The sequence below is a fragment of the Paenarthrobacter sp. TAF1 genome, from assembly GCF_052113825.1.
GTDB classification, from domain to species: domain Bacteria; phylum Actinomycetota; class Actinomycetes; order Actinomycetales; family Micrococcaceae; genus Arthrobacter; species Arthrobacter nicotinovorans.
Genome location: NZ_JBFRDO010000004.1, coordinates 374,970 through 397,891 on the forward strand (window position 1 = coordinate 374,970; position 22,922 = coordinate 397,891).

A 22,922-nucleotide genomic window follows, 5' to 3' on the forward strand; every position below is an offset into this window, starting at 1 on the left:
CGACGACGGCGGTGACGGAGCCGCGCGGGTCCGTCACCGCCGTCGTACGCGGTTTTATGCGGATGCTACTTAACGATGCCCTTGTCCTTCAGCCAAGCGGCTGCGGCGTCCTTGGGTGCCTGCTTCTGGTCGCCACTGACGGCCCTGTTCAGGTTGATCAGATCGTCGGTGGTGAGGATTTTGGAGACGTTGTTGAGTGCTTCCTTGGCCTTGTCCGTCATCTTTGCCTTGTTGTAGAGCGGCAGGACCTGCTGGGCCTTGAAGTTGTTCTTGGGATCTTCAAGAACAACGAGGTCGTTGTCAACGATGGACGGCGTGGTGGTGTAGATGTCGGCCACCTGGACCTTGTCCTCCAGCAATGCCTGCAAGGTCAGGTTTCCGCCGCCGTCACTGAACGGCTGCAGGCCCTTGAGTTCGCAGTTGTAGTTCTTCTTCAGACCGGGGAAACCGTACGAGCGGGTCTCGAACGTGGCCGGGGCAGCCATGGTGAAGTCCTTGCACACCTTGGCCAGGTCCTCGATGGACTTCAGCTGGTACTTCTCGGCCGTCGCCTTGGTAACTACCATCGCGTCCTTATCCTCGGCTTTGGAAGCCTCCAGGACACCCAGGCCCTCGGGAAGCTTGCCGGGGAGCGCCTTGTAGACATCATCGGCCGAGACCTCCGCGGCCTCTGTGTCGACGAAGGAAAGGAGGTTCCCGGAGTAGTCCGGAACGAGGTCAATGGACCCGTCCTGCACGGCCTTGAAGTAGATCTCGCGCGAACCGATGTTCGGCTTGGACGTAGCCGTGAGGCCTGCGGCGTTGAGGGCGCCAACATAGATCTCGGCAATGACCTGGCTCTCGGGGAAGTCAGCGGAGCCCACTACCAGGGAGCCTCCGGCAGAGCCACTGGGCGCCGCCGAGGAAGGGGTAGCCAAGGGGCTGCCACCGCAGGCGCTCAAGGCGAGGGCCAAACCCACACCGGCTGCGAGGCCGCCAAGACCACGGCGTGTAAGGGTCATTGGGACGGGGTTCTTCATGGTGTACCTCCTTGAACGGCAGCCCCGGCTGGCGCCGTGGCTGTGAGATCTTCGGCCGCCTTGTGGCTGCCTTTTGCTTTTGAGTCGAGGGTCAGTCCCGGTGAGAGGACAAGCCGTTGCACACCGGCGAGGATCAGGTCCACGGCGATCGCAAGTCCGGCGATAAGCAACGAGCCGCCCAGCATCCTGGGGAAGTCCTGAAGGACAAGGCCGTCGAACAGGTACCGGCCCAGCCCTCCCAGCGGCAGATAGGCAACCACGGAAACAGTGGCAATGACCTGCAACACCGCGGTGCGGATACCGCCGAACATCACTTGCAGTCCGTTGGGCAATTCCACTCGGAACAGGATTTGCAGTTCGGTCATGCCAACGGCCCTCGCAGCGTCAACGACGTTGGCGTCAACACTGGAAATACCGGCATAGGTACCTGCCAGGAGTGGCGGCACGGTGAGGATCACCAGCGCCCAGACCGGCGGCATCAGGCCGCTGCCGGCGAGTAAGGCGAACAGGACCAGCAATCCGAGGGTAGGCAACGCCCGGAGCGCGCCGGCCACAGCGACAGCCACAACCCGGCCACGTCCTGTGTGCCCGATGAAGAGGCCCACCGGGATAGCGATCACGGCCGCAATGAGCAACACCAGGGCGCTGTACTGCAGGTGTTCGAAGAGCCGGGTGGGAATCCCGCCGGTTCCGGTCCAGTGCTTGGGGTCGAGCAGCCAGGCAATGGTTTCAGCGAAAATATTCATCCGGACGCCCCCGTATCGGGCCGAAGGCTTGCACGCGGCAGGCCAGGACCGGACTTGGGTTCAGTGATCAAGGTGGTGGCGTCAGCTCCCGAAGACTTGCCACCTGCCGCACGGGTCCAAGGCGTCAGGAGTCGTTCCAACACCACAAGAACAGCATCCATCAGCAAGGCCAGGACCAGGATGGCAAGGATTCCCACCACCACTTCAGTGATGAAGGTCCGCTGCAGTCCGTCGGTGAAGAGGAATCCAAGGTTCCCTACACCCAGCAATGCCGCAACGCTGACCAGGGAGATATTGCTGACCGACACCACGCGAAGACCGGCGAACATGACCGGGAGGGACAACGGGAGGTCTACCTGGAAGAAACGGGCCATGGGTTTGAAGCCCATGGCAACGGCGGCGTTCCGGAGATCGTCGTCCACCGAGTCGAACGCATCCATCGCTGCGCGGACCAGCAAGGCCACGGCGTAGATGGTCAGCGCCACCACCACATTCAGGGGGTCCAGAATCCTGGTCCCCAGAATGGTGGGCAGGATGATGAACAGGGCAAGCGAAGGAATGGTGTAAAGCAGTGACGTAGCAGTAGCCACTACCGAACGGAGTGTGCTGTTCCGCCGGGCCAGCTGGGCCAGGGGAATGGAAATCAGCAGTCCAAGGACCATCGGAATGATCGCGAGAACCAGGTGCTGGCCGGCCAGGCCCAGGACCATGCCGCTGTTGGCAAGGAACCACTCCATCAGGTGGCGTCCTCCCTGTGGTGCCGGACTTCCTCGATCAAGGCCAGGACCTCCGGCGCCTTCAGGACTCCGGCAACCCGGCCGTCGTCGTCTACCGCCACGCCAAGACCCGACGGTGACGACAACGCCGCATCCAGGGCGCGACGCAGCGTGTCCCCCTTGCGGAAGAGCGATCCGCCGGGGATCAGGCCGGCGCCGTCACGCGGCGAGGACCACCCCAGCGGACGGGTATCTTCGTCGACCACGAGCGCCCATTCCCCCGAGCGACGCCCGGCACTGTGGCCGTCGTTGGCGCTGACCATGGTCACCGGGTGCAGGGTCACGGCGTCCGCGGCGTTGAAGGCGAGGTGCCGGAAACCGCGGTCGCGGCCCACGAAGGAGGCAACGAAGTCGTTTGCCGGTGCCCTGAGGATTTCCTCCGGCGCGGCGTACTGGGCCAGCTTGCCACCGACGGCGAACACCGCAACTTTGTCGCCGAGCACGGTGGCTTCGTCGATGTCGTGCGTGACGAACACGATGGTCTTGGCAAGTTCACGTTGCAGGCGCAGCAACTCCTGCTGGAGTTCGTCGCGCACCACAGGATCCACTGCGCTGAACGGTTCGTCCATGAGCAGGATGGGCGGATCAGCAGCGAGCGCCCGGGCAACCCCGACACGCTGCTGCTGCCCACCTGAGAGTTGGCTCGGGTAACGCTTCCCGAGAACCGATGCCAGGCCGACGACGTCAAGCAGTTCCGCCGCGCGTTTCCGCGCCGCTGACTTGGATACGCCATTAAGCCGCGGGACGGTGGCGATGTTGTCCAGCACGGAGCGGTGCGGCAAGAGGCCCGACGACTGCATGACGTACCCCATGGAGCGGCGCAGCTTTGCCGCCGGAACCTGGGACACATCCTCTCCGGCCACGGTGATGGTCCCGCTGGTGGGCTCCACCATGCGGTTGATCATGCGCAGGGACGTGGTTTTACCGCAGCCCGAGGGCCCCACGAACACGGTAATGGCACCTTTGTCGATGGACATGGTGAGATCGTCCACCGCCGGTTGCCCGCCCTGGTATCGCTTGGTGACGCTCTGGAACTCAATCATGGCTTCGGCCATACCCGGGCTTACCTATCTGTGGTCGAGAACATCGGTAGAGCCTGATGATCATATGCACTCTTATTACTTGGCTGCAAAGCAATCTTCACCCAGCGTAGCCAGCACCACCGACGATGTCAGCGGCGGCACGATTTCCGTAATCAATCGGCAATGTTTACCGCTTCCTTCGTTTGGCTCCCCTGCCGGACCGTTCCTGGGCCTGGTCATGTTTGTAACGTTCGACGGCGCGTTGGCCCCTGTCTGCCGACATCACCTTTTGGTGCCATTCGCGCTGGTAGGCGCGGCGGGCCGCGGCATCATGTTTGCGGTTCAGGGCAGCGAGCTCGCGTTGCAGTTTCAAGTAGCTGGCCCATCGCCGGGGATCCAGGGCCTCCTCGGCGAGCGCTTGCTGCACGGCGCAGCCGGGCTCCGCCTGGTGGGCGCAGTCGGCAAAACGGCACTGGGCGAAGAGTTCGTCAAGGTCACCGAACATCTCCTCCATCCCGTCCTCCGCGTCGAAGAGCCCGAACCCGCGCACCCCGGGAGTGTCCATCAGGACAGCTCCGCCGCCGAGGGGCACCAGTTCCCGGGCCGTCGTGGTGTGTTTGCCCTTGCCGTCGCCGGCGCGGACGGCACCGGTCTGCTGGACGTCGCGGCCTGCCAGGGCGTTGATGAGCGTTGATTTCCCCGCTCCTGAGGGACCCAGCAGAACCAGGGTGGCGCCGTCGGGGATGTGCTGCATGAGTTCGTCGAGCCCATCGCCGTGCTCGGCGGACGTGGTGACCACCTCCACGCCCGCAGCCTGCAGGATGACCTCCCCCACGACGTCATCCGCGAGGTCCGCCAGGTCGGCTTTGGTAATGACCACCAGCGGTGTGGCCCCTGAGTCCCAAGCAGCCACCAGGGTGCGCTCCAGGCGGTTGTGCGTGAGGGGCCGGTCCACAGGGACCACCACTGCGACGATGTCGATGTTGCTGCCCAGGATTTGTTCCTCCGAGGAAGCCTCGAAGGCCCGCTTGCGGCTCAGCGCGGAATAGCGTGGAAGGACGGCGACGACGGCCGGCTCGCCTGCACTGTTCCGGCCGACCCAGACCCAGTCCCCCGTGGCGGGCACCAGTCCTTGGGTGGGATAGGGCAAATGCAGCAGGCCTTCACCGGAGACAACGAGAACGCGGTTGCGGTCCAAGCGGACCACCCTTCCGGGGCTGGCTGCGTCCTGGTTGTCCGCCGGAAGATTGGCGCTGAAGAGCGCTGCTGTCTTGGCTGTAAAGCCGTATTCCGCAGGTCCGCGGAATGGCATGGTGCTGCTCAATGACGGGTCGCTTGAAGAAGCGTAAGTGTTCGCGTAGTTATTCGCGTAAGTATTCAATGGGATGCCTCTGCTGAGGCCCGGTTGCCTGCTACTGGCGGGCAGATGCCGGGACAGGGTGAGTGGTGTGATGACGGTGCGCCGCCGCGTGCGGGGCGCGCGAAGTTATGGCAATCATCAAAATCCACCTCCTTGGGCATCAGGGCCGGCATGGAAGGCCGGCAACGATGCCAAGCCTAGCCAACCGTTGGGCAGCTTGGCTAGCCCTCCGTGCCGGGCTTTCCGTCTGCCGGGCGCTCACTGTGGAGGCGCAGTGCCGTGTCGACCAGGGAAACCCTGTTCAGCTTCCCGACGTCATGCAAAGGAATCCACGCGGCATGGGTAGTACTGCCATCCACCTCGTAGGTCAGTTCTCCGCCCACCACGGTGGCCTCGTAGACAATACGCAGGGCCTCGAAGCCCCGAACGGAGCCGTCCGCCTGCGTCTCCCCGGGCCAGTGTCCGACGTCGATCCCCAACATCCGGTCAACCCTGGCCTCGTAGCCGGTTTCCTCCCGGACTTCGCGCCGGCACCCATCAACCGGGTGCTCGGCGAAATCCAAGCCTCCGCCGGGCAGAGTCCACCCCTCCTTGTCATCCTGCTTCCAGTAGGCCAGCAGGATCCGTTCCTCCTTGACGATGACGGCGTAGGCTGCGGGGCGGGTGTCGAACTGCGGGCTCATCGTGCCAGCATAATTCGCTTTGCCTGATCCCTAGGGCAGTTCGGCGGCGGCGATGGGGCCGGGCTCTTCGGGGCCAAGGTCCGGCTGCTCACGAAGCTCGACGACGGTCCCCGGCTTGCCGAGTTCAAGAACCTTGATGCGGTTGAGGCCAACGTTCAGCAACGGTGCGGGCGCGTACAGGGTGACCTGTGGTCCTTTTTCCCAGTACCGTCCGAGAAGGAAACCATTGAGCCAGACGAAGCCCTTCCCGGAATCGGGCAAGGCAACGTAAGTATCAGCCGGTTCCCGCAGGTCAAAGTCGGCCCCGGCGAGGTCTTCCAACTCCTCGCTGCCCCACTCGGAGAGTGCCACCGGAACCTGTGTCCAGTGGAACGTGTAGCGCTGGTTGATGAGGACTCCGCCCAGGATTCCCTTGCCCTGCCCGGTGAGGGGCCCGTAGTTGATGCGGCCCAGGTTCTCCACCAGAATGTCCAGCTTGGCGGAGGCACCAGTCCCTGTCAGGGGCAAGCCTTCTGCGCCGCTCGTATCGTCCAGCACTCCGGCAAAAGCGCCGTCCACCCAGATGTAGGCGCGGTCGTTCAGGCCAGTGATCTTCAACCGGCACTCGCTGGGAGAGTCGGCGCGGCCCGGCAAGATGGCGTCGGCGGAGTACAGGACCATACCGGCGTCAAGCCCCAACTGTTCGAAGCTGAGGGGCTTGACACTGCTGACGGGCTTGCCGGAGCTGCGTGCAAGCTCCAGCACGTCCGGTCCGGCCGACAATGGCAGCGACTGCGCCGGGACCACCGGAGGGTCCGCCAGCAATTCGGCGGGGAGCCCGGGCATCTCCTCAATGCCTTGCGCACGGAAGAATTCTGCCCGGAAGGCATGGAACTTAGGCGTCAGGGCACCGTTCTCCGCGATGGGCGCGTCGGAGTCGTAGCTCGTGACCGTCGGCTGCAGGCGGGAGCCATCGTGGTTGCTTCCGGATCCGAGGCCGAAGTTGGTCCCGCCGTGGGCCATATAGACGCAAACGGAGCCGCCAAGATCAAGCATCTTGCGGGCTTCATGCGCTGCATCGGCGGCATCGCGCCGGTGGTGGTGTTCGCCCCAATGGTCAAACCAGCCGCCCCAGAACTCGACATTGAAGAACGGCTCACCTGGGCGACGCCGCTTCCACGTCTCCACGGCTTCATCTCCCCGGCTTCCCAGCGTCGCTGTAGCCCACGTTCCCGCGACAGAGCCGCCGTCCAGAAAGTAGTCCGTGCCGCCGTCGGCCGTGAACAGCAGCTCCGTGATGCCGCGCTCTTCAAGGACCCGGCGGTTCCAGCGGATGTATTCATGGTCATCGCCGTAGCTGCCGTACTCGTTCTCGATCTGCACGGCCACCACCGGCCCGCCCAAGGAGGCCTGCCGGGAAGCAACGATCGGCAGTAGGTGGTCGAACCATTCCTCAATGGCGGTGGTGAATACCGGGTCCATGCACCGCAGCCCGATGCCCGGGATGCCGGTCAACCATGACGGGAAGCCCCCGTTGTCCCATTCTGCGCAAATGTAGGGACCCGGGCGGACGATGACGTCCAGACCTTCCTCTGCTGCGAGGTCGATGAAGTGGCCAACATCCCGCCAGCCAGTGAAGTCCGGTGCCGCATCACGCTGCGGCTGATGGAAGTTCCAGGCAACGTAGGTGTCAACAGTGTTGGCCCCCATGGCCTTGAGCCGACGCAAGCGGTCCCGCCACAGATCGGGGTGAACCCGGAAGTAGTGGATGGCTCCAGCGAGGATGCGGTACGGTTCACCCGAACGGTAAAGGACAGCGTCGTGGTAGCTCAAAAGGGCGTTGTTCACACGGAACAGATTAGCTCAATTTCCAACATTTATGCACAGGTGATGAACACGTGACCAATCTTGATACTTCCCCTGCACAGGAAGTTTGCCCTGCCGCGCCCGAAGGGCAGGGTCCATGCGTTCAACTGTGGCCCGAACGCGAAGTCCCCCTGGGCGGCGTCCGCGCGATGAACGTCATGAGGACGCTGCCGCAGCGTGGACTGCCCACCGTAGGGGCCTGGTGCTTCCTGGACAGCTTCGGCCCGGACCGGGTGGCGATGAGCGTCCTTCCCCACCCCCACTGTGGTCTGCAGACAGTCACCTGGCCATTGGAAGGTGCCGTGCGGCACCGTGACAGCGTCGGGAGCGACGTTGTGGTGCGGCCCGGCGAGCTGAACATCATGACCGCCGGCAACGGCATTTCGCATTCCGAGTTCTCGGTCCTTCCGGCCACCACCGAAGACGGTTCCAGCCCCCTCGTCGAGGAATTGCCGGTGTCACGGGGACTTCAGCTCTGGGTTGCCCTTCCGGATGAGCATCGCCACCGCGCGCCGTCGTTCGAGCAAGTCCGGGATCTGCCGGTGGCCGTGGGAGACGGCTTCTCCGCCACGGTGATGGTAGGCGAGTTCGCCGGACAGCGGTCCCCTGCCACCATGTTCAGCCCCATCGTTGGCGCCGACATCGTGGGATCGGGCCTGCTGGAACTTCCGTTGCGGCCCGACTTCGAGCACGCTGTACTGGTCCTGGACGGCCGCCTCGTCATTGACGGCCAGGAGGTGCAGGCCGGTCCCCTGGCCTATCTTGGCGCCGGCCGGAGCAGCCTCGCCGTGGAAGCGCAACCCGACACCCGCTTCATGCTCCTGGGCGGCGAGCCTTTCGGTGAAGACCTCCTCATGTGGTGGAACTTCGTTGGGCGGACGCACGAGGAAGTAGAACAGGCCCGCGAAGAATGGGAGGCCGAAGGATTGCTCGACGCCGATGCTGCCGCGGCCTCGCGCTTCGGCCATGTCCATGGCCACGGACCAGATGCCGGTCCCGAAGCCGGCCGCATTCCGGCTCCCCCTCTTCCCGGCGTCAAGCTGCGTCCCCGTACGCGCGGCTGAGCCTTATTTCCGGCTTGATGTCCGCTGCTCGGCAATCAGACGGGGAACGCCAAAGACGGGATCCTGCCGCAGGATCCGCACATCCGTGATGCCTTGTTCGGCGAGTGCCGCCGTGAACGCTTCCTGCAAACGTGGAACATTCATTCCCAGTCCGCTGCCCAGGATGACCGGACCGTTCAGGCCCAGCTGGCGGGTGGCCTGTCCGGCGAGGTCGGCGAGGTCACGCCCGGCCTGCACCACCATTGCCTGGCTGGCCTCGTCACCGGCGTCGGCGGCTTCCACCACAAGCCGGGCCTGTTGTGCCCAGTAGCGGCGGCCGGTGTCAGGTGAATGGAACAGGGCTATGAGCTTCCCCGGCTCATCCACTCCGCAGGAATCCAGGAGCGCGCGGCTCAGCCGGTCAGGCTCCAAGCCCTGATTCATCCGCCGCAAACTGTGCCGGACGGCTTCCCTTCCGAGCCAGTACCCGCTTCCTTCATCCCCCAGGAGGTAGCCCCAGCCACCCGCCCGGGCTTCCTCACCGGCGTCGTTCTTTCCCCACGCCGCCGAACCGGTCCCGGCAATGACGGCCACACCGGTGCCAGCTCCCCCGGCCGCCAGCAGCAGCCTCGAATCGTGGACCACGGTGATGCGCGCCCCCGGCGCGTGGGGGGCGATCAGGTCTGCGAGCGCCTGGGCATCTTCTTGCGTATCGATTCCGCCGGCACCTGCGTATACCTGGTCGATCCGGCCACCACCGATTTTTCCGAACAATTCGGCCAGGTTCGCCGCAGCCTTCTCCCGGCTGACATTCTGGACGTTGGCACTGCCTGACGTTTCATCCCGGACCGGTTCGTCGTCCTGAAACCTCACACCGCGGGTCTTGGTGCCGCCGATGTCGAGCCCGATAACGGTGCCGCTCGCGGCCGCGGAGGGGGCAGGGGAATGCAGTGCGGAGTCATGATTGTTCACCGTGAAAGACTAGCTTGGAGCGTCCTGAGGAGGAACCGACCATGCCTCAATTCCTGTTTGGCACACCATTTATTGCGGCCCCGATGGCAGGAGGGACATCAACAACGAAGTTGGTACACGCTGTCCATGAGGCCGGCGGGCTGGGCTTCCTCGCTGCCGGGTACAAGAGTCCCGGGTCCATGGCTGCGGAGATCTCCGCTGCGAGGGCGCTGGGGATCAGGTTCGGCATGAACGTCTTTGTTCCGGACCCGGACGCACTGTCGCCGGGGCCCAAGGAGCGGGCACGGCTGGAAGCCTACCGCGCCGAGCTGGAACCAGAGGCTGCGCGCTACGGTGTCACTTTGCCCCCGCTTCGCCTCGATGACGATGACGCCTGGCAGGAGAAGATCGACATCCTCGTGACGGACCCGGTGGAAGTGGTGAGTTTCGCTTTCGGCCTCCCTGGGCGCGAAGTGGTCGGGTCCCTGCAGAAGGCCGGAACACTCGTTGTCACCAGTGTGACCAGTGTTCAGGAAGCCCTCGCCGCTGCCGAGGAGGGCCCTGACGCACTGGTCGTCCAGCACGCCTCCGCAGGGGCACATACTGCGGCCTTCCTGGCCGGCAGTCCGGATACGTCGCCGGCCAGTACGACGGCGGACCTGGTCGCCCGGGTGCGGGCCGCCGTCGGGCTTCCGCTGATAGCTGCCGGCGCGATCATGGACGGCAATGCGCTCCGCGGGGTCCTGGCTGCCGGTGCAGCAGCCGCCCAGGTTGGCACCGCCCTGCTCCGCACGGACGAAAGCGGCGCGCGCCAATCGCACAAGGACGCGTTGGGGAATCCTGAGTTCACTGAAACCGCCATGACCCAGGCTTTCACGGGACGTCCGGCACGTTCTCTGGTTAACGAGTTCGTGCAGGATCATCAGGACGCCCCCAAGGGCTACCCGGCCATCCACCACCTCACTGCCCCGGTCCGTGCGGCGGCGTCCGCGGCGGGCGATCCGCACCGCCTCAACTTGTGGGCTGGAACGGGCTGGAAGCATGCGCGGACAGGATCAGCGAGGGATGTTGTCAGGGAGTTCCTGAACGGGCTCTAACGAGTTCGGCCAACAGTTCGCCGCCTTCGGTCACCACCAGTTCGCGAAAAAGCCGAACCGCGTCCGGCTCGAAAGTCCGCTCCCGCCAGGCGATGCCAATCTGCCGGAACGCCAGATCGGATTCAATGGGCACCTCGACGAGCCCGAGTTCCGTCTTGGGCAGATATTGTCCGGTGCCGGAGCCGGGCCCGGCGGGCGGGAGGATGCTGAACCCCAACCCTGCCGAGACCAGCCCTCGGGCGGATGTGGACTCCTGGACCTCAAAGGCAATGCGTGGCCGGAATCCTGCTTCACGGAACAGTGCCTCCCCCAGTGCCCGCAAGCCGACTCCGGCCGGCAGCGTCACGTAGGGGTCGTGCCGCAGCTCCGAGAGGTTGACGCTGGGCCGCCCGGCCAAGGGGTGCCGGTAGTGCAGCACAGCCCTCAGCGGCTCCCGGTACAGCGGATGGGAGCGGATGCCCCGGCCCTCCGGCGCTATGGGCGCCGTCAAGGCGAAGTCCATCTCCCCACTGGCCAACTGTTGCAGGCAATCGTCGCCGGGTCCCTGCCAGAGTTCGAACGCTGCGTGGGGATGGCGGCCGCGGAACGCACTGATCAGGAGAGGGAGGGTGGCTTCGCCGAACGTGTGCTGGAACGAGACTCCGATCCTCCCCCGCACGACGTCCGATTCGTGGCGTACCCGGTCCAGGCCTGCCTGGAAATCCTCCAGCGCAGCGTCGATGTACGGGAGGAGGGCCTTCGCGGCGGAGGTGAGACGTATACCGCGTCCGTCCCGAACCAACAGGTCCATCCCAACGATCGCACTGGCCCGAGCCGCGGCCCTGCTGACCGTGGACTGCGGCACCCCGAGCAATTCCGCGGTTTCCGTCATATGTTCGGTGCGGCCCAGTTCTGCAAGAACCGGCAGGAGCGGGAGGAGTTGGACAAGCTGCTGGTAATCCGGTTCCACGACGTTCCCTTTCAGCAACACAACTCATGCATATCTGCATCAATTATAAGTAACCCATGCATTGGAATGGGTAGTCGAGGTCGTCCTACTCTGGGCCGGTGAACAGAACGAGCATTGAGGCTGAAACCGAAAGCTGGGACGGGCACGCCAAGGGGTCCCGCGGCTACAGCCGTGTTCTGGCGGCATTGGCCCTGGCCGGCGTCGCGACGTTCGCACAGCTGTATTCCACCCAGGCCGTGCTGCCCCTCATGGCAGCGGACCTCCGGATCACTGCAGCGGAAGCCGCACTCAGCATTTCACTGGCCACGGTTGGTCTCGCCGCCACCGTGCTTCCGTGGTCGTTTGTGGCCGACAGGATCGGCAGGGTCCGTGCCATGGCCATCGGCATCGCTGCCGCTACGATCCTGGGGCTGCTTGTTCCGCTGGCCCCGAATGTGCCCATGCTGCTGGGTCTGCGGATGCTGGAAGGCATGGCCCTGGGCGGTATACCCGCAATCGCCATCGCGTACCTCAATGAGGAAGTCACCAAGATCCATACCGCCCTGGCCGCCGGGAGCTACGTAGCCGGCACCACCCTGGGCGGCCTTGCCGGGCGACTCGTGGCGGGTCCCGCCGGCGAACTGTGGGGCTGGCGTGCAGCGACCCTTGCCGTGTCCCTGCTGGCCACCGTGTCCGCCGTCCTGTTCCTGGTGCTTGTTCCCAAACAGCGCCGCTTCACGCCAGCCCCGGCCGCAGGGTTCCGTGGCGCCATCAGTACGTTGGGCGGACATTCACGCAATCCAAAACTCCTGTCCTTGTACCTGCAGGCGTTCCTCCTCATGGGTGGCTTCGTAGCGGTCTACAACTACCTGGGTTTCCGGTTGCATGCCGAGCCTTTTGGGCTGCCAGCCACCCTGGTCAGCCTCATATTCCTTGCCTACTTGTCGGGCACGGTAAGTTCCCGCTGGGCGGCCGGGCTCACCACCAGGTTCGGACGGCGGAACGTCCTGGTAGCCGGCATCGCCGTTTTGTCGGCCGGGTTGGCATTGACCCTGGTGGATAACCTTGTGGCCATCCTTGCCGGGCTGGTAGTTTTCACCGGCGGCTTCTTCGCGGCCCACAGCGTGGGCTCAGGCTGGACCGGCGCCATTGCCACTACCGGCCGGGCACAGGCAGCGTCCCTGTACAACCTGTCCTATTACCTCGGTTCCAGCGTGATCGGATGGGCCGGAGGCCTGGTCTTCCAGCACTTCGGCTGGACCGCTTTGGCGGTGGGGGTCATCGCCCTTTCCTGCACGACGGCGGCAGTCACCTTGGCAGTGCACCGTTCACCACGGATTTCCCGCTGATTCGGGCCGTGTTGGTCCTACAATCGGAGGCATGACACAGCTCGCGAGTACACGGGTACTGTCGTCGCCGGAACGTTTGCAGGCGTTTACCGATGCCGTGGTGGCGATTGCTTTGACCCTGCTGATCCTTCCCCTCATGGAGAGCGTGGGGGAACTGGCCGATCATCACGGAACCACGGCGGAATGGCTCGTCGAGGAACAATACGCTTTGCTGGGCTTTGCCCTCAGCTTCATCCTCATTGCCGTGTTCTGGACGCATCATCACCGCATGTTCCGCAAGGTCCGGCAGATCGATTCGGGTTTGTTGTGGCTGACGGTAGCCTGGATGTTCTTCATTGTGGTCATGCCCGTGTCCACGTCGCTCTCCACCCAGATGGACGCCGATTGGGCCCAACCCCTGGTGTACATCGGGACATTGTTTGCCACCAGCCTCACGCTTCTCCTGGCACGCATCTATCTCCGTTCACATCCCGAGCTTCACGAAATGGACGCGGTGGAGGCTCGCTCCGGAATCCGGGCAGGGGCGATAGTGGCCGGGCTTTTCCTCGCCGCCCTCGTGCTGGCCATTGTGATTCCATCCGCGGGAAATCTTCCGTTGCTCCTGATGTTGCTCAGCGAGCCACTCCAGCGCTTGGACCGCCGGAGGGACCGCAGCAAGCCCGCGCAACGATAGTCACCTGAAGAATTCACCGCTTAGGATGGGTGGAAGGCAATTTCAGGAGGATCCGTGAGCAACCCCACGAAGAATGTTCGGTCGAGCACGGGCAGCGCAGAGCCGTTGGACGCGATCGATGAGCGGATCCTCGCTGCCTTGGTAGATGACGCCCGCATTTCCAACAAGCAGTTGGCAGAACTCGTGGGGATCGCACCGTCCACGGCCCTGATGCGTACCAGGGCCCTGTCCGAGCGCGGCATTATTGAAGGCTTCGAGGCGGTGCTGAGCCTGCCGGCCATTGGCCGCTCGGTACAGGCTTTGATCGCTGTCCGCCTCCGCGCCCACGACCGCGACCAGATCGACCGTTTCACGGCGCGCGTGCCCAAGCTCCCGGCCGTCATCTCAACGTTCCACACCACCGGTTCGGTGGACTATCTGCTGCACATCGCCGTCGCAAATACCGACGACCTCCGCAACTGGCTCCTGGACAACCTAGCCACCGACCCCGTGGTCGGCCACACGGAAACCACCATGGTGTTCCAGCACATCCCGGGCAACCGGGGACCACTCCCCGAGTAACACCGGATCCCTGCCAACACCGGCCCCCGTAGCGTCAGATCCGCAGGGCACTCTTCATGGACACGGCGGCCAGCGTCAGCGCGGCGAGGCCACATAGCGCGGTGAAGCCCACGACGGCGGCCTGCAGGCCAAGTGCCGTCACGGCAAGTCCCAGCCCAATCACCGGAACAGCGCTTCCAAGGTAGGTAATGACGTACACCGTGCTGATGACTTGTGCGTGCCGGGCCGCCTCTACCTTTCCGGCGACCTCGTTGAATACCTGCCGGAAGGCAATTCCCTGGCCCATGCCGGCCGAGATGCTCGCTGCCACCAGCAGCCAAGGACTTGACCACGCGGCGGCAGCTCCCACGAGGACCACGGAAACACCCAGTACTGCGAGCGCCGCAGGAACAACGAAACTCCCACGGACACCCAGCAATTGACTGAGTGCTGATGCGCCAAGGGTGACTCCGGCAAGCACTCCGATCAAGGGCCGGGAGTCTGCGTGAACCACTGTGGCGAAGTATCCGGGCGCGAGCGACAAGCAGAAACCGAAGACCGCAAAGCTCAGGAATCCAGTGGCGGCCGCCATCCAGAAAGCTCCCCTGGCCTCGTGTGAAATGGACGGTTTCCGGGGTGCCAGCACCCTATGGGCTTTTGGGCCTTCTGCTGGGGCGATCGCGGGCCTGGCTTTCAGCAGCCACAGGGGAATGAGGGCGGCCAGCAGCACGGCCGAGTGGACGTAGTACGGCGTGCGGGTGGGCTCCGGGAGGAGCGACAAAAGACCGCCAATGGCAGGACCTGCAGCCACGCCACCTGCCGAAGAAAGCAGCGTGAAGCGAGAAGCCCAGTCCGGGCGTTGGGGCAGCAACTCCCGCAGCGCCGCGGAACTCGCTCCGGTAGCGAGGCCGACGGCGACCCCCTGGAGCGCCCTGCCGACAGACAGGGTAAGGAGGGAATCTGCGTTGGCGAAGATCACCCCGCCCGCCAGGCCCACCAGGACCGCGAGCACCAGTGCCGCCCGTCGGCCGATGTGATCCGACCAGTGCCCTGCCACCATGAGGACAGCCACCAACGCCAGCACATAGCTGGAAAAGGCCACGGTCACGTCAAGCGATGACAAGCCGATCCTGGCCTGGAGCAAGGGGTACAGGGGTGTGGCGAGGTTCGCGCCAACCAGCAACGTGAAGATCACGACCCCTGCCAGGACCAGCCTGGCCGTGGTGGAGGCATCCCATCCCCAGCGCTCGGCGGTGGCCGGACGCATGCGGAGTTCGCTCAAGACAGTCATTTCCATGCCTTCGGACTCGGTTGCCGGTTTTGGCCTCCTTGTGGGAAACGCAGGCCGGCTAAGTATTGATGGCAATAGAATGCAGGAGGACTGAACTTTGGGAGCTGTAAACATGCAGGGATTGAGCAAAATACTCAAAGACCTAGCAGCCGAGTGATCTGGAGTGACCATTTGAACACCCTCGACCCCATGGACCTGCGGATCCTCCTGGAACTGATCAAGGATCCGCGCATCCAGATCGCCRAACTAAGCGACGGTCTGGGCATCGCGAGGAACACCGCCCAAAGCCGCCTTAAGCGTCTGCTCCGCACCGGCGTCCTTCAGGCCGCGGGACGGGAGGTCGACCTGGAGAAGGTGGGATACGACGTCGTCGCTTTCGTCACGATCGAGGTCACCCACCGCGAACTCGACGGCGTCATCGGCGCCCTGCGCCTCATCCCCCAGGTCCTCGAAGTGCACGAGATCTCCGGGCGGGGAGATTTGTGGTGCCGGGTGGTGGCAACCGACACCCATAATCTGCAGTCCGCGCTGCGCTCGGTCCTCCGCACGAAAGGAGTGATCAGGACGGAAACGGTGCTGGCGCTCCACACGCACATCCCTTACCGCACGGAACCGCTCATCGGCCGGATGGCCTCAGTACCAACACGCAGCAGGAACGAGAACCAGAGCCCGGGCGCGGAGGCCTGAACGAACTAGGATCTTAGGCATGGATTGGCTCTCACATATCTCCCAGATCAACTGGCTCGCCGTTCTCCTGGCCTTCGTTTCAAGCATGGTGATCGGCTTTGTCTGGTACATGCCGGCCGTTCTTGGACGCAGGTGGATGCAGGCCATCGGCAAGACCGAGGACGATCTGAAGAACATCGACGGCGGAGCCGGGATCTGGGTACCCATGATGCTCGCAGCGGCCGTGACCAGCATCCTCCTGGCGATCCTGCTCAGCGCGCTTGACATCAACACTTTCTGGGCAGGCGCCGTCTTCGCCCTGATCATCGCCGTGGTCATCCGTGCCGGTGGCCACGTGATCCACAACGGCTTTGCGGGACGCCCCTCGACGGTTACCGTGATCGATTCCGGCCACGACATTCTTGCCATGACTGTTGCCGGGGCGATCATCGGGGCCATGCAGTAGCGTTCAACCTGTGACCATTATCGACAACGCCGTGTACGTGGACGGCGTCCGCACTGCCACCCCCCACAGCCTCGAGCAAACCTTTGAGACATTGGCCAAGCACGGCGGCATGGCCTGGATCGGCCTCTACCGCCCCACGCAGGAAGAAATGGCCGCGGTGGCCCGGGAGTTCGGCCTCCACCGGCTGGCTGTGGAGGATGCCGTCTCGGCGCACCAGCGGCCCAAGATTGAGCGCTACGACAGCAACCTCTTCACGGTTCTCCGACCGGCGAGGTATCTGGATGACTCCGAGTCCGTGGAGTTCGGGGAACTCCATATCTTTACCGGCGTCAACTTTGTGGTGACCATCCGCCATGCCGAAACCGGCGGGGTTGCCCGTGTCCGCCACCGCCTGGAAGCACGGCCGGATCTTCTCTGCCACGGCCCGGAAGCGGTGCTGTACGCGCTGCTGGACCAGGTGGTGGATGATTATGCGCCCGTGGTCGCCGGCCTGGAGAACGACATCGATGAAATCGAAGACCAGCTCTTCAGCGGTGACAGCGCCGTTTCCCGGAGGATCTACGAACTCGCCCGCGAAGTGATCCAGTTCCAGAGGGCGATCCAACCCCTGCCGGACATCATGTCGCTTCTGGAGAAGGGTTTTGAGAAATATGGCGTGGACATCGAGCTGCAGCGTTCCCTCCGGGACGTCGAAGACCACGTGCAACGCGTCATTTCCCGTGTGAACTCGTTCCGGGACCTCCTCCAGAACGCGTTGACCCTGGACGGCACACTGACCGCAAACCGGCAGAACGAGGCCAGCGCGGCCCAGAACGAGCAGGTCAAGAAGATCTCCTCCTGGGCTGCCATCCTCTTCGCGCCATCGTTCGTGGCAGGAATCTACGGAATGAACTTCGACCACATGCCCGAGCTCCACTGGGACCTTGGTTACCCCATGGCGATCGGCCTCATGGTGGGCGTGGCACTGCTCATGTACGTCATCTTCAAGCGCAAAGGATGGCTGTGACGCCACTCTTGAGGCCAACTCCACGAGCAACCCGGGACATCGCCCGGAGGTTGCTCGAAGGAATAAACCTCGACGCCGGACAGTCCGGCTTTGCGCTCGAAGACAGCCAGCAGCGTGCAGCCGGGCGGTTGGCGGCCATGGGCGCGGAGGTGACGGTCCGGCGTCGGACTCTTTCGCGGAAGATGCCACGGAGTCTTTACCTGCACGGACCTGTGGGACGGGGAAAGACCTGGCTGATGGACAGCTTCTTTGGGCAGCTCGATGTGCGCAAACGGCGGGTGCATTTCCACGACTTCTTCCGCAGCCTCCACGCCGGAACCCACGGTTCCCATGCCGGCAGCTCGACGGCCATCCAGCATTCGGTGGACTCGTTGCTGGATGACATTGAGGTGCTCTTCTTTGACGAATTTCACGTCCACGACGTCGGCGATGGCATGTTCATTGCGCGTCTGCTGCGAACTGCCGCGCAGCGCCGCATCCCCTTGGCGGTCACGTCCAACTACGCGCCGGACGAGTTGCTGCCCAACCCTCTTTGGCACGACCATTTCCTGCCCACCATTGAGGCCATCAAGGAGATGATGGACATAGTGACAATCGATGGTTCTTCAGATTTTCGACGCTTCCCCGCAGCCGGGTCCGCAGAGCCCCAAGGCAGGGAGTCCTTCCGGGCAGGACGCATCGTGACACCCGGTACGTCCCGCCAGCTGGGCCGGCTGGGCCTGTTCGTCCCGTCACCGTCGCAGAGCCGGGTGCTGACCCCCACCACCCAGCCGATCGTCGTCAAGAACTCCGATCCCGACCTCCTGTGGGTTGGATTCGAGGAGTTGTGCGGCGGGTTGACCTCCACGTCCGACTATCTGGCACTGGCCGAAACGTTCACCACCTGGGTGATCGACGGCGTCCCCTCACCTGCGGACGCCGATGCGGCATCCGCGCCGGCCTGGCAAAGGTTCAGCAACGTGGTGGACGTGCTGCACGATCAGGACATCACGTTGTTCCTGATCGGCCCCGGCCCGCTGGACTGGGACGTCGGGGCCGGCCGCAGCGGCCTTCCGATGGACTTCGCCCGCATCGCGAGCCGCCTGTCCTTGCTCGGACGGTCCCACGCGGACGACGACGCTGCACGCGAAGAGGCCGCCGGAAGCTGAGATTCCGGCGACCTTCCCCGTCATGCGCGTTGCGTCGGGCTGTTGCCGGTTCCTAAAGGGCGCCACCGGCAGCGGAGGGGGCGCTGGCGTCGTGACCGCCGTCGCCCACTGCTTCGCGGGCGACGTAGTTCTCAATGTCGAAGAGATTCTCGGCGCGTTCTGTGATGTTGAGCAGCGTGGTCATCGATGCGACCTCTTCAACCTGTTCCTTGAGGAACCACAACATGAACTGCTCGCCCAGGGCGTCGCCTTCGGCACGGGCAGCACGGAACATCTCCTCAATGTTGCGGGTGACTTCCCTCTCCTGTTCCAGGGCAAGGGCGATGGGTTCCTTGGCGTTGGTGAAGTTGTTCCGCACGGGGGCAATGCCCGGAATCTCGACGTGGACGTTACGGTCCAGCATGTACTGGACCATCATCATGGCGTGGTTGCGTTCTTCCAGGGACTGGCGGTAGAAATGCCGGGCAAGCTGTGGCAAATCCTCACCGTCGAAGTACACAGCCACAGCGATGTACTGCTGGGAGGCTGCAAACTCATTGGCAACCTGGGCGGACAACAGTTCATTGAAAGTCTTGTTAGCCATGGCTAGATCCTACAGCCGCGCGACTGCGTCCTAGACGGGCGGACACACACGGCTTAGGGCAGGAGAAAAGTGAGTCCGACACCGGCCGCGGCAGCCAGGACACAGGCGGCCATGGAGCCCACACCGTTGATCAGGGCCAGCCCTGCCCTGCCGCTCTGGATAAGCCTGATGGTCTCCAGGCTTGCCGTGCTGAATGTCGTATAGCCTCCCAGGAAACCAGTGCCCAGGACAAGGTACAGGGTCTCGGACGCCTCGCCGCGCATCATCAACCCAGCTAAAAATCCGAGCACTAAAGAGCCCGAAACGTTGATCAGGATGGTGCCCCAGGGAAGGGCGGTCTTCAGCCTTGCGCGAATGAGGCCATCGACCATGAATCTGGCGACTGCGCCCACTCCTCCAGCCAAGCCAAGCAGAAGGACCGTCATGATCGGGCCCGCTCCGTCAGTCTGTGATGCCAGGCGCCGAGCCATATTCCCGCAGTCGTAGCGGCAGCCCCGCCCAGCAGGCTTGCCGTCAGGTAGCCCGCAGCTGCGGAAACTGCGTCAGCGTTCAGCAAATGCACGGCGTCCACGGCCAGGGTGCTGTAGGTGGTGTAGGCGCCTAAGAACCCCGTTCCCAGCGCAAGCCGCAAGACCCGGCGGTTTCCGACGTCGGGACCCCTGCGGGAGAGCCCCTCCAGAAGGGCACCAAGGGCCAAAGCCCCGGAAAGGTTGATGATCAGGGTGGGAAGGGGCCAAGCTCCGGGCGCGGGGATCACCATTCCCAGGCCATAGCGTGTCACTGCCCCCAGTACCCCTCCGGCGGCCACTATCCCCATGAACCGCCAGTGCAGATGTACCGGGCGTGTGGCTTTACTCGTCGTCATCGTCGTCCGGGACCCGCGGGTTCACAGGCACCACCAGCACAGGGCGGTTCTGCCGGTGAGACAGATGGCGGGCCACGGAACCGGCAGTTGCGTCCTTGAGTGCCGCGGTCAGGCGGTGTTCGCGTGTACCCACCACAATCATCGACGCTCCAATGGCCTCCGCCTCGCGGGCCAGGGCACGCGCAGGTTCCCCCGCCAGCGGCGTGATCGACCATTGGATATCAAGTCCGGACAGTTGATCCGCGATGGTCTTCTTCAGCGCTTCGATGGCGTTGCGGGAATCGCCGTCCACGCCATCGGGATCAATGGGTGCCGCCGGTCCTCCTGTGGTTCCGTCCACGGGATAGACGGTGACATCGGCGTAGGCGAACACCAACGGAAGGCGTGTGCCGCCGGCAACCACGGCTGCCTGCTCCACCACCGACGGATGCTGCCCAGGCATGACGCCCACCAGAATGGGTCCGTTCATGCCGCCGGATACTTCACGACGACGGGCAGGGGTCTCAGTCACAGGGCAATTCTACGGCGCGGCACGGCACTGGGCGTGCCCTCAGGATCTGTGTCGGCGCCCCGTCAGCAGCGCACCCAGCAACGGGATCACTGACGAAAACATCAGCACGTCGCCAAGAACCGCATCCCCTCCCCTGACCACGGAACCGGCAATGAGCAACGCAGCGAAGAGCACAGCAGCCACCCCGTAACGGGCCAAACGTATGAGCCGCGCCAGCTGGCGTTCCAGCTTGCGGTTCGAAACCTGCAGCGACCCGTCCTCGACCCGGGTGATCAAGCTGTCAAGGCGTTTCGGTAGGCGCAAGGCCAGCGTCGCGGCCTCCATCGCCTGGGAGGCAATGTCATTTACCAGATTGCCGCGTTCATCACGAAGGAGCTGTGCCGCGTAGGGCTCGACCGAATCCCACAGATTGAATCGGGCATCCAAGGAACTGCAAACCCCGGACGTCAGGGACATCGCCCGGATAACAAGCAGGAAGTTCTCCGGCAACTGAAACGGCAGTGAACGGATGACGCTTCCGAACTCTGCGCCGAAATCGCGGAACTCCCGCGGATCCACGTCACGCAGTTCGGCGAAACCCATGCCTCCAAAGCGGGCAAAGAGCTGTGTCATGGCCCGCTCCAATTCGACCGTATCCGCAGAGGGCATCAGCACGCCGACGTCGCTGATGGCGGCCACCAGCCCCTTGCCGTCCCGTGAGGCTGCTGCGATCAGGAGCTTCCGAAGGCCGGACCGTGTCTTCGCCGGAACCTCGCCCATCATGCCGAAATCGATGAACGTCAACTTCCACGGATGTTCCGAGGTGCCGGTGTTCGGGGTGACGAAGATGTTCCCGGGGTGCGGGTCGGCGTGAAAGAAGCCATTGGTGAACAATTGGTCAAACATCACTGACGCGAAAACGGGCGCGACAGTCGCGGGATCAATTCCCGCCAACCGCAGTGCCTCGGTATCTGTGATCTTGATGGCGGTCACGTCTTCAAGGGTGAGCACACGGCGGGTGGTCCGCTCCCACACCACTCCCGGCACCGTCACGCGTGGGTCATGGGCAAAGTCAGCGGCGAACCGCTCCGAATTCGCGGCCTCGTTCAGGTAGTCGATCTCCTCAAGGCTGGTCTGGGCAAATTCCTTGATCAACGCGGGAACATCGGCACGGTCGGACACAATGCGGATCCGGCTTAGCCAGCCTCCCACCCTGCGCAGTGCGGCAAGATCGATATCGACGATGGTCTGGATCCCGGGCCGCTGGACTTTGAAAACCACGCTGCTCAGCCCAGTGTCCTCCGCGTTGCCTGCCAAGAGTTTGGCACGGTGGGCTTGTCCGAGTGAGGCCGCCGCGATGGGCACCTCCTCAACGGAGGCGAACACCGACTCCAAGGGTGCGCCGAGTTCGGCCTCCGCGAGTTGGCGGATGGCTTGGAACGGGACGGGCGGCACTTCGTCCTGCAGGCCCTCCAACTCGGCGGTGATCTCGGGCGGCAGGACGTCGAGCCTCGAGGACATGAACTGTCCCACCTTGATCATCAGGCCGCCAAGTTCCACCGCGAGTTGGTGGAACCGTTGAGCGAAACGCGTCATTCGCCGGGCACGATTGCGTTCAGTCAGCCGGCGCAGGCCCAACCTTGGCAGGAAAAGCTCGAACCACCACGTCACCGCAAGATGCCAGGCAGCGAACCGCAGGATGCGACGGTAACGGGCACGTGCACTCACAGCGCCCGGGACGTGCTCTGCCTGATCCGGTCGAACCGACGTCACCCCTTCAGTCCTGGGCGAGGATCGAGTACAGACGGCGGCGAGCCTCTTCGAGCACCGTCACCGCTTCCCGAACCTGTTGTGGTGTGCCTGTCCGGCCCACTTGCGCAGCGGCCTGGGCGAGCTCGACCCCGGCTTTGGGCAATGCGGCGAACCCGGGACCCGATGCAGCGCCCACGGAGCCCCAGGGTGCCGACGTCTCGGAGCTTGCTACATCCTCCCTGCCTGCTTCGGTCAGGGCGTAGATCTTGCGCCCGCTGGATTCCTCGGAACTGACGAATCCCTCATCAGAGAGCAGCTGAAGCGTTGGGTATACGGAACCCGCGCTGGGCTTCCAGCTTCCACCGCTGCGTTCCTCGATTTCCCGGATGATCTGGTAACCGTGCATGGGACGCTCAGCCAGGAGGGCCAAAATCGCGGTCCTTAGTTCGCCGCGCCCGGCCCGGCCCCCGGAGCGCTTCTCGAAGCGTGACCGGAACTCTTCCACGGCCTGCCACATGCCATCCAGGTTGTTGCCCATAAAGCCATTTGAAGGGAATGAATTGTGCATCAAGCTCACCTCTGAGATTCGCGAACGATACTGAACGATATAGTCAACGATATAG

25 protein-coding genes are annotated in these 22,922 nt (G+C 63.9%); 9 read left to right on the forward strand and 16 right to left on the reverse strand.

Features of this window, described 5'->3' with window-relative positions; genetic code table 11:
• Nucleotides 1–65: 65 nt before the first annotated feature.
• The 7 genes from AB4Y81_RS07935 to AB4Y81_RS07965 all read right to left on the reverse strand — a co-directional run bounded on the left by AB4Y81_RS07935 (nt 66) and on the right by AB4Y81_RS07965 (nt 7,433).
• A complete protein-coding gene (locus AB4Y81_RS07935; RefSeq protein ID WP_441995630.1) occupies nt 66–1,019 on the reverse strand; it encodes an ABC transporter substrate-binding protein in 954 nt (317 codons plus the stop codon).
• Nucleotides 1,016–1,765 (reverse strand): ABC transporter permease, encoded by a 750-nt coding sequence (locus tag AB4Y81_RS07940; RefSeq protein ID WP_039242274.1) that lies wholly within the window; start codon nt 1,763–1,765, stop codon nt 1,016–1,018. The genes AB4Y81_RS07935 and AB4Y81_RS07940 overlap by 4 nt, the downstream gene beginning before the upstream one ends.
• A complete protein-coding gene (locus AB4Y81_RS07945; protein WP_018776574.1) occupies nt 1,762–2,502 on the reverse strand; it encodes an ABC transporter permease in 741 nt (246 codons plus the stop codon). The genes AB4Y81_RS07940 and AB4Y81_RS07945 overlap by 4 nt, the downstream gene beginning before the upstream one ends.
• Nucleotides 2,502–3,596, reverse strand: a complete 1,095-nt coding sequence (locus tag AB4Y81_RS07950; RefSeq protein ID WP_441995631.1) for an ABC transporter ATP-binding protein — start codon at nt 3,594–3,596, stop codon at nt 2,502–2,504. Before AB4Y81_RS07950 ends, AB4Y81_RS07945 begins: the two co-directional genes overlap by 1 nt.
• Before the next feature lie 154 nt (nt 3,597–3,750).
• The gene (gene rsgA / locus AB4Y81_RS07955) at nt 3,751–4,875 is read right to left on the reverse strand and encodes a ribosome small subunit-dependent GTPase A (RefSeq protein ID WP_434328309.1); all 1,125 of its coding nucleotides are present in this window, start codon (nt 4,873–4,875) and stop codon (nt 3,751–3,753) included.
• 269 nt (nt 4,876–5,144) lie between these two features.
• On the reverse strand, nt 5,145–5,606 hold the full coding sequence (locus AB4Y81_RS07960; protein ID WP_018776577.1) for an NUDIX hydrolase: 462 nt from the start codon (nt 5,604–5,606) through the stop codon (nt 5,145–5,147).
• A gap of 30 nt (nt 5,607–5,636) precedes the next feature.
• Nucleotides 5,637–7,433 (reverse strand): glycoside hydrolase family 35 protein, encoded by a 1,797-nt coding sequence (locus AB4Y81_RS07965; RefSeq protein WP_416430117.1) that lies wholly within the window; start codon nt 7,431–7,433, stop codon nt 5,637–5,639.
• 50 nt (nt 7,434–7,483) lie between these two features.
• Here AB4Y81_RS07965 and AB4Y81_RS07970 point away from each other — a divergent pair, with 50 nt between their 5' ends.
• A complete protein-coding gene (locus AB4Y81_RS07970; RefSeq protein ID WP_026266977.1) occupies nt 7,484–8,515 on the forward strand; it encodes a pirin family protein in 1,032 nt (343 codons plus the stop codon).
• Between the two features lie 3 nt (nt 8,516–8,518).
• Here the strand turns inward: AB4Y81_RS07970 and AB4Y81_RS07975 are convergent, their stop codons facing one another.
• Nucleotides 8,519–9,466, reverse strand: a complete 948-nt coding sequence (locus AB4Y81_RS07975) for an N-acetylglucosamine kinase (protein ID WP_441995632.1) — start codon at nt 9,464–9,466, stop codon at nt 8,519–8,521.
• A 41-nt stretch (nt 9,467–9,507) separates the two neighbouring features.
• Here AB4Y81_RS07975 and AB4Y81_RS07980 point away from each other — a divergent pair, with 41 nt between their 5' ends.
• A complete protein-coding gene (locus tag AB4Y81_RS07980) occupies nt 9,508–10,542 on the forward strand; it encodes a nitronate monooxygenase (RefSeq protein WP_441995633.1) in 1,035 nt (344 codons plus the stop codon).
• On the opposite strand, the gene AB4Y81_RS07985 is transcribed toward AB4Y81_RS07980, so the two are convergent.
• Nucleotides 10,517–11,491 (reverse strand): LysR family transcriptional regulator, encoded by a 975-nt coding sequence (locus AB4Y81_RS07985; RefSeq protein WP_441995655.1) that lies wholly within the window; start codon nt 11,489–11,491, stop codon nt 10,517–10,519. The genes AB4Y81_RS07980 and AB4Y81_RS07985 overlap by 26 nt on opposite strands.
• A 98-nt stretch (nt 11,492–11,589) precedes the next feature.
• Here AB4Y81_RS07985 and AB4Y81_RS07990 point away from each other — a divergent pair, with 98 nt between their 5' ends.
• The 3 genes from AB4Y81_RS07990 to AB4Y81_RS08000 are packed head-to-tail and all read left to right on the forward strand — an operon-like array spanning nt 11,590 to nt 14,053.
• Nucleotides 11,590–12,819 (forward strand): MFS transporter, encoded by a 1,230-nt coding sequence (locus AB4Y81_RS07990; RefSeq protein WP_434327029.1) that lies wholly within the window; start codon nt 11,590–11,592, stop codon nt 12,817–12,819.
• A gap of 31 nt (nt 12,820–12,850) precedes the next feature.
• Nucleotides 12,851–13,492, forward strand: a complete 642-nt coding sequence (locus AB4Y81_RS07995; protein ID WP_431229452.1) for a TMEM175 family protein — start codon at nt 12,851–12,853, stop codon at nt 13,490–13,492.
• Nucleotides 13,493–13,546: 54 nt separating this feature from the next.
• The gene (locus AB4Y81_RS08000; RefSeq protein WP_011775479.1) at nt 13,547–14,053 is read left to right on the forward strand and encodes an Lrp/AsnC family transcriptional regulator; all 507 of its coding nucleotides are present in this window, start codon (nt 13,547–13,549) and stop codon (nt 14,051–14,053) included.
• A gap of 34 nt (nt 14,054–14,087) precedes the next feature.
• Here the strand turns inward: AB4Y81_RS08000 and AB4Y81_RS08005 are convergent, their stop codons facing one another.
• The gene (locus AB4Y81_RS08005) at nt 14,088–15,323 is read right to left on the reverse strand and encodes an MFS transporter (protein ID WP_431229453.1); all 1,236 of its coding nucleotides are present in this window, start codon (nt 15,321–15,323) and stop codon (nt 14,088–14,090) included.
• Nucleotides 15,324–15,494: 171 nt separating this feature from the next.
• On the opposite strand from AB4Y81_RS08005, the gene AB4Y81_RS08010 reads away from it, so the two are divergent.
• From AB4Y81_RS08010 to zapE, 4 genes are read left to right on the forward strand one after another with little or no spacing between them, the layout of a single operon-like run.
• The gene (locus AB4Y81_RS08010; RefSeq protein ID WP_441995634.1) at nt 15,495–16,010 is read left to right on the forward strand and encodes an Lrp/AsnC family transcriptional regulator; all 516 of its coding nucleotides are present in this window, start codon (nt 15,495–15,497) and stop codon (nt 16,008–16,010) included.
• Between the two features lie 19 nt (nt 16,011–16,029).
• The gene (locus tag AB4Y81_RS08015; RefSeq protein ID WP_441995635.1) at nt 16,030–16,455 is read left to right on the forward strand and encodes a DUF1761 domain-containing protein; all 426 of its coding nucleotides are present in this window, start codon (nt 16,030–16,032) and stop codon (nt 16,453–16,455) included.
• 10 nt (nt 16,456–16,465) lie between these two features.
• A complete protein-coding gene (corA, locus tag AB4Y81_RS08020; protein ID WP_018776588.1) occupies nt 16,466–17,461 on the forward strand; it encodes a magnesium/cobalt transporter CorA in 996 nt (331 codons plus the stop codon).
• A complete protein-coding gene (gene zapE / locus AB4Y81_RS08025; RefSeq protein ID WP_441995636.1) occupies nt 17,452–18,609 on the forward strand; it encodes a cell division protein ZapE in 1,158 nt (385 codons plus the stop codon). Before corA ends, zapE begins: the two co-directional genes overlap by 10 nt.
• Before the next feature lie 52 nt (nt 18,610–18,661).
• Here the strand turns inward: zapE and AB4Y81_RS08030 are convergent, their stop codons facing one another.
• The 6 genes from AB4Y81_RS08030 to AB4Y81_RS08055 are packed head-to-tail and all read right to left on the reverse strand — an operon-like array spanning nt 18,662 to nt 22,837.
• On the reverse strand, nt 18,662–19,192 hold the full coding sequence (locus tag AB4Y81_RS08030; protein ID WP_018776590.1) for a ferritin: 531 nt from the start codon (nt 19,190–19,192) through the stop codon (nt 18,662–18,664).
• A 53-nt stretch (nt 19,193–19,245) separates the two neighbouring features.
• Nucleotides 19,246–19,617: a fluoride efflux transporter CrcB gene (crcB, locus tag AB4Y81_RS08035; RefSeq protein WP_055971771.1), complete on the reverse strand. Its 372-nt coding sequence runs from the start codon at nt 19,615–19,617 to the stop codon at nt 19,246–19,248.
• Complete coding sequence (locus AB4Y81_RS08040) at nt 19,614–20,057, reverse strand: fluoride efflux transporter FluC (protein ID WP_064721627.1); 444 nt, start codon at nt 20,055–20,057, stop codon at nt 19,614–19,616. The genes crcB and AB4Y81_RS08040 overlap by 4 nt, the downstream gene beginning before the upstream one ends.
• The gene (locus tag AB4Y81_RS08045; RefSeq protein WP_039242297.1) at nt 20,044–20,568 is read right to left on the reverse strand and encodes a universal stress protein; all 525 of its coding nucleotides are present in this window, start codon (nt 20,566–20,568) and stop codon (nt 20,044–20,046) included. Before AB4Y81_RS08045 ends, AB4Y81_RS08040 begins: the two co-directional genes overlap by 14 nt.
• Before the next feature lie 39 nt (nt 20,569–20,607).
• Nucleotides 20,608–22,320, reverse strand: coding sequence for an ABC1 kinase family protein (locus AB4Y81_RS08050; protein ID WP_055971760.1), 1,713 nt, complete (start codon nt 22,318–22,320; stop codon nt 20,608–20,610).
• 4 nt (nt 22,321–22,324) lie between these two features.
• Nucleotides 22,325–22,837 (reverse strand): PadR family transcriptional regulator, encoded by a 513-nt coding sequence (locus tag AB4Y81_RS08055; RefSeq protein WP_018776595.1) that lies wholly within the window; start codon nt 22,835–22,837, stop codon nt 22,325–22,327.
• Nucleotides 22,838–22,922 lie beyond the last annotated feature (85 nt).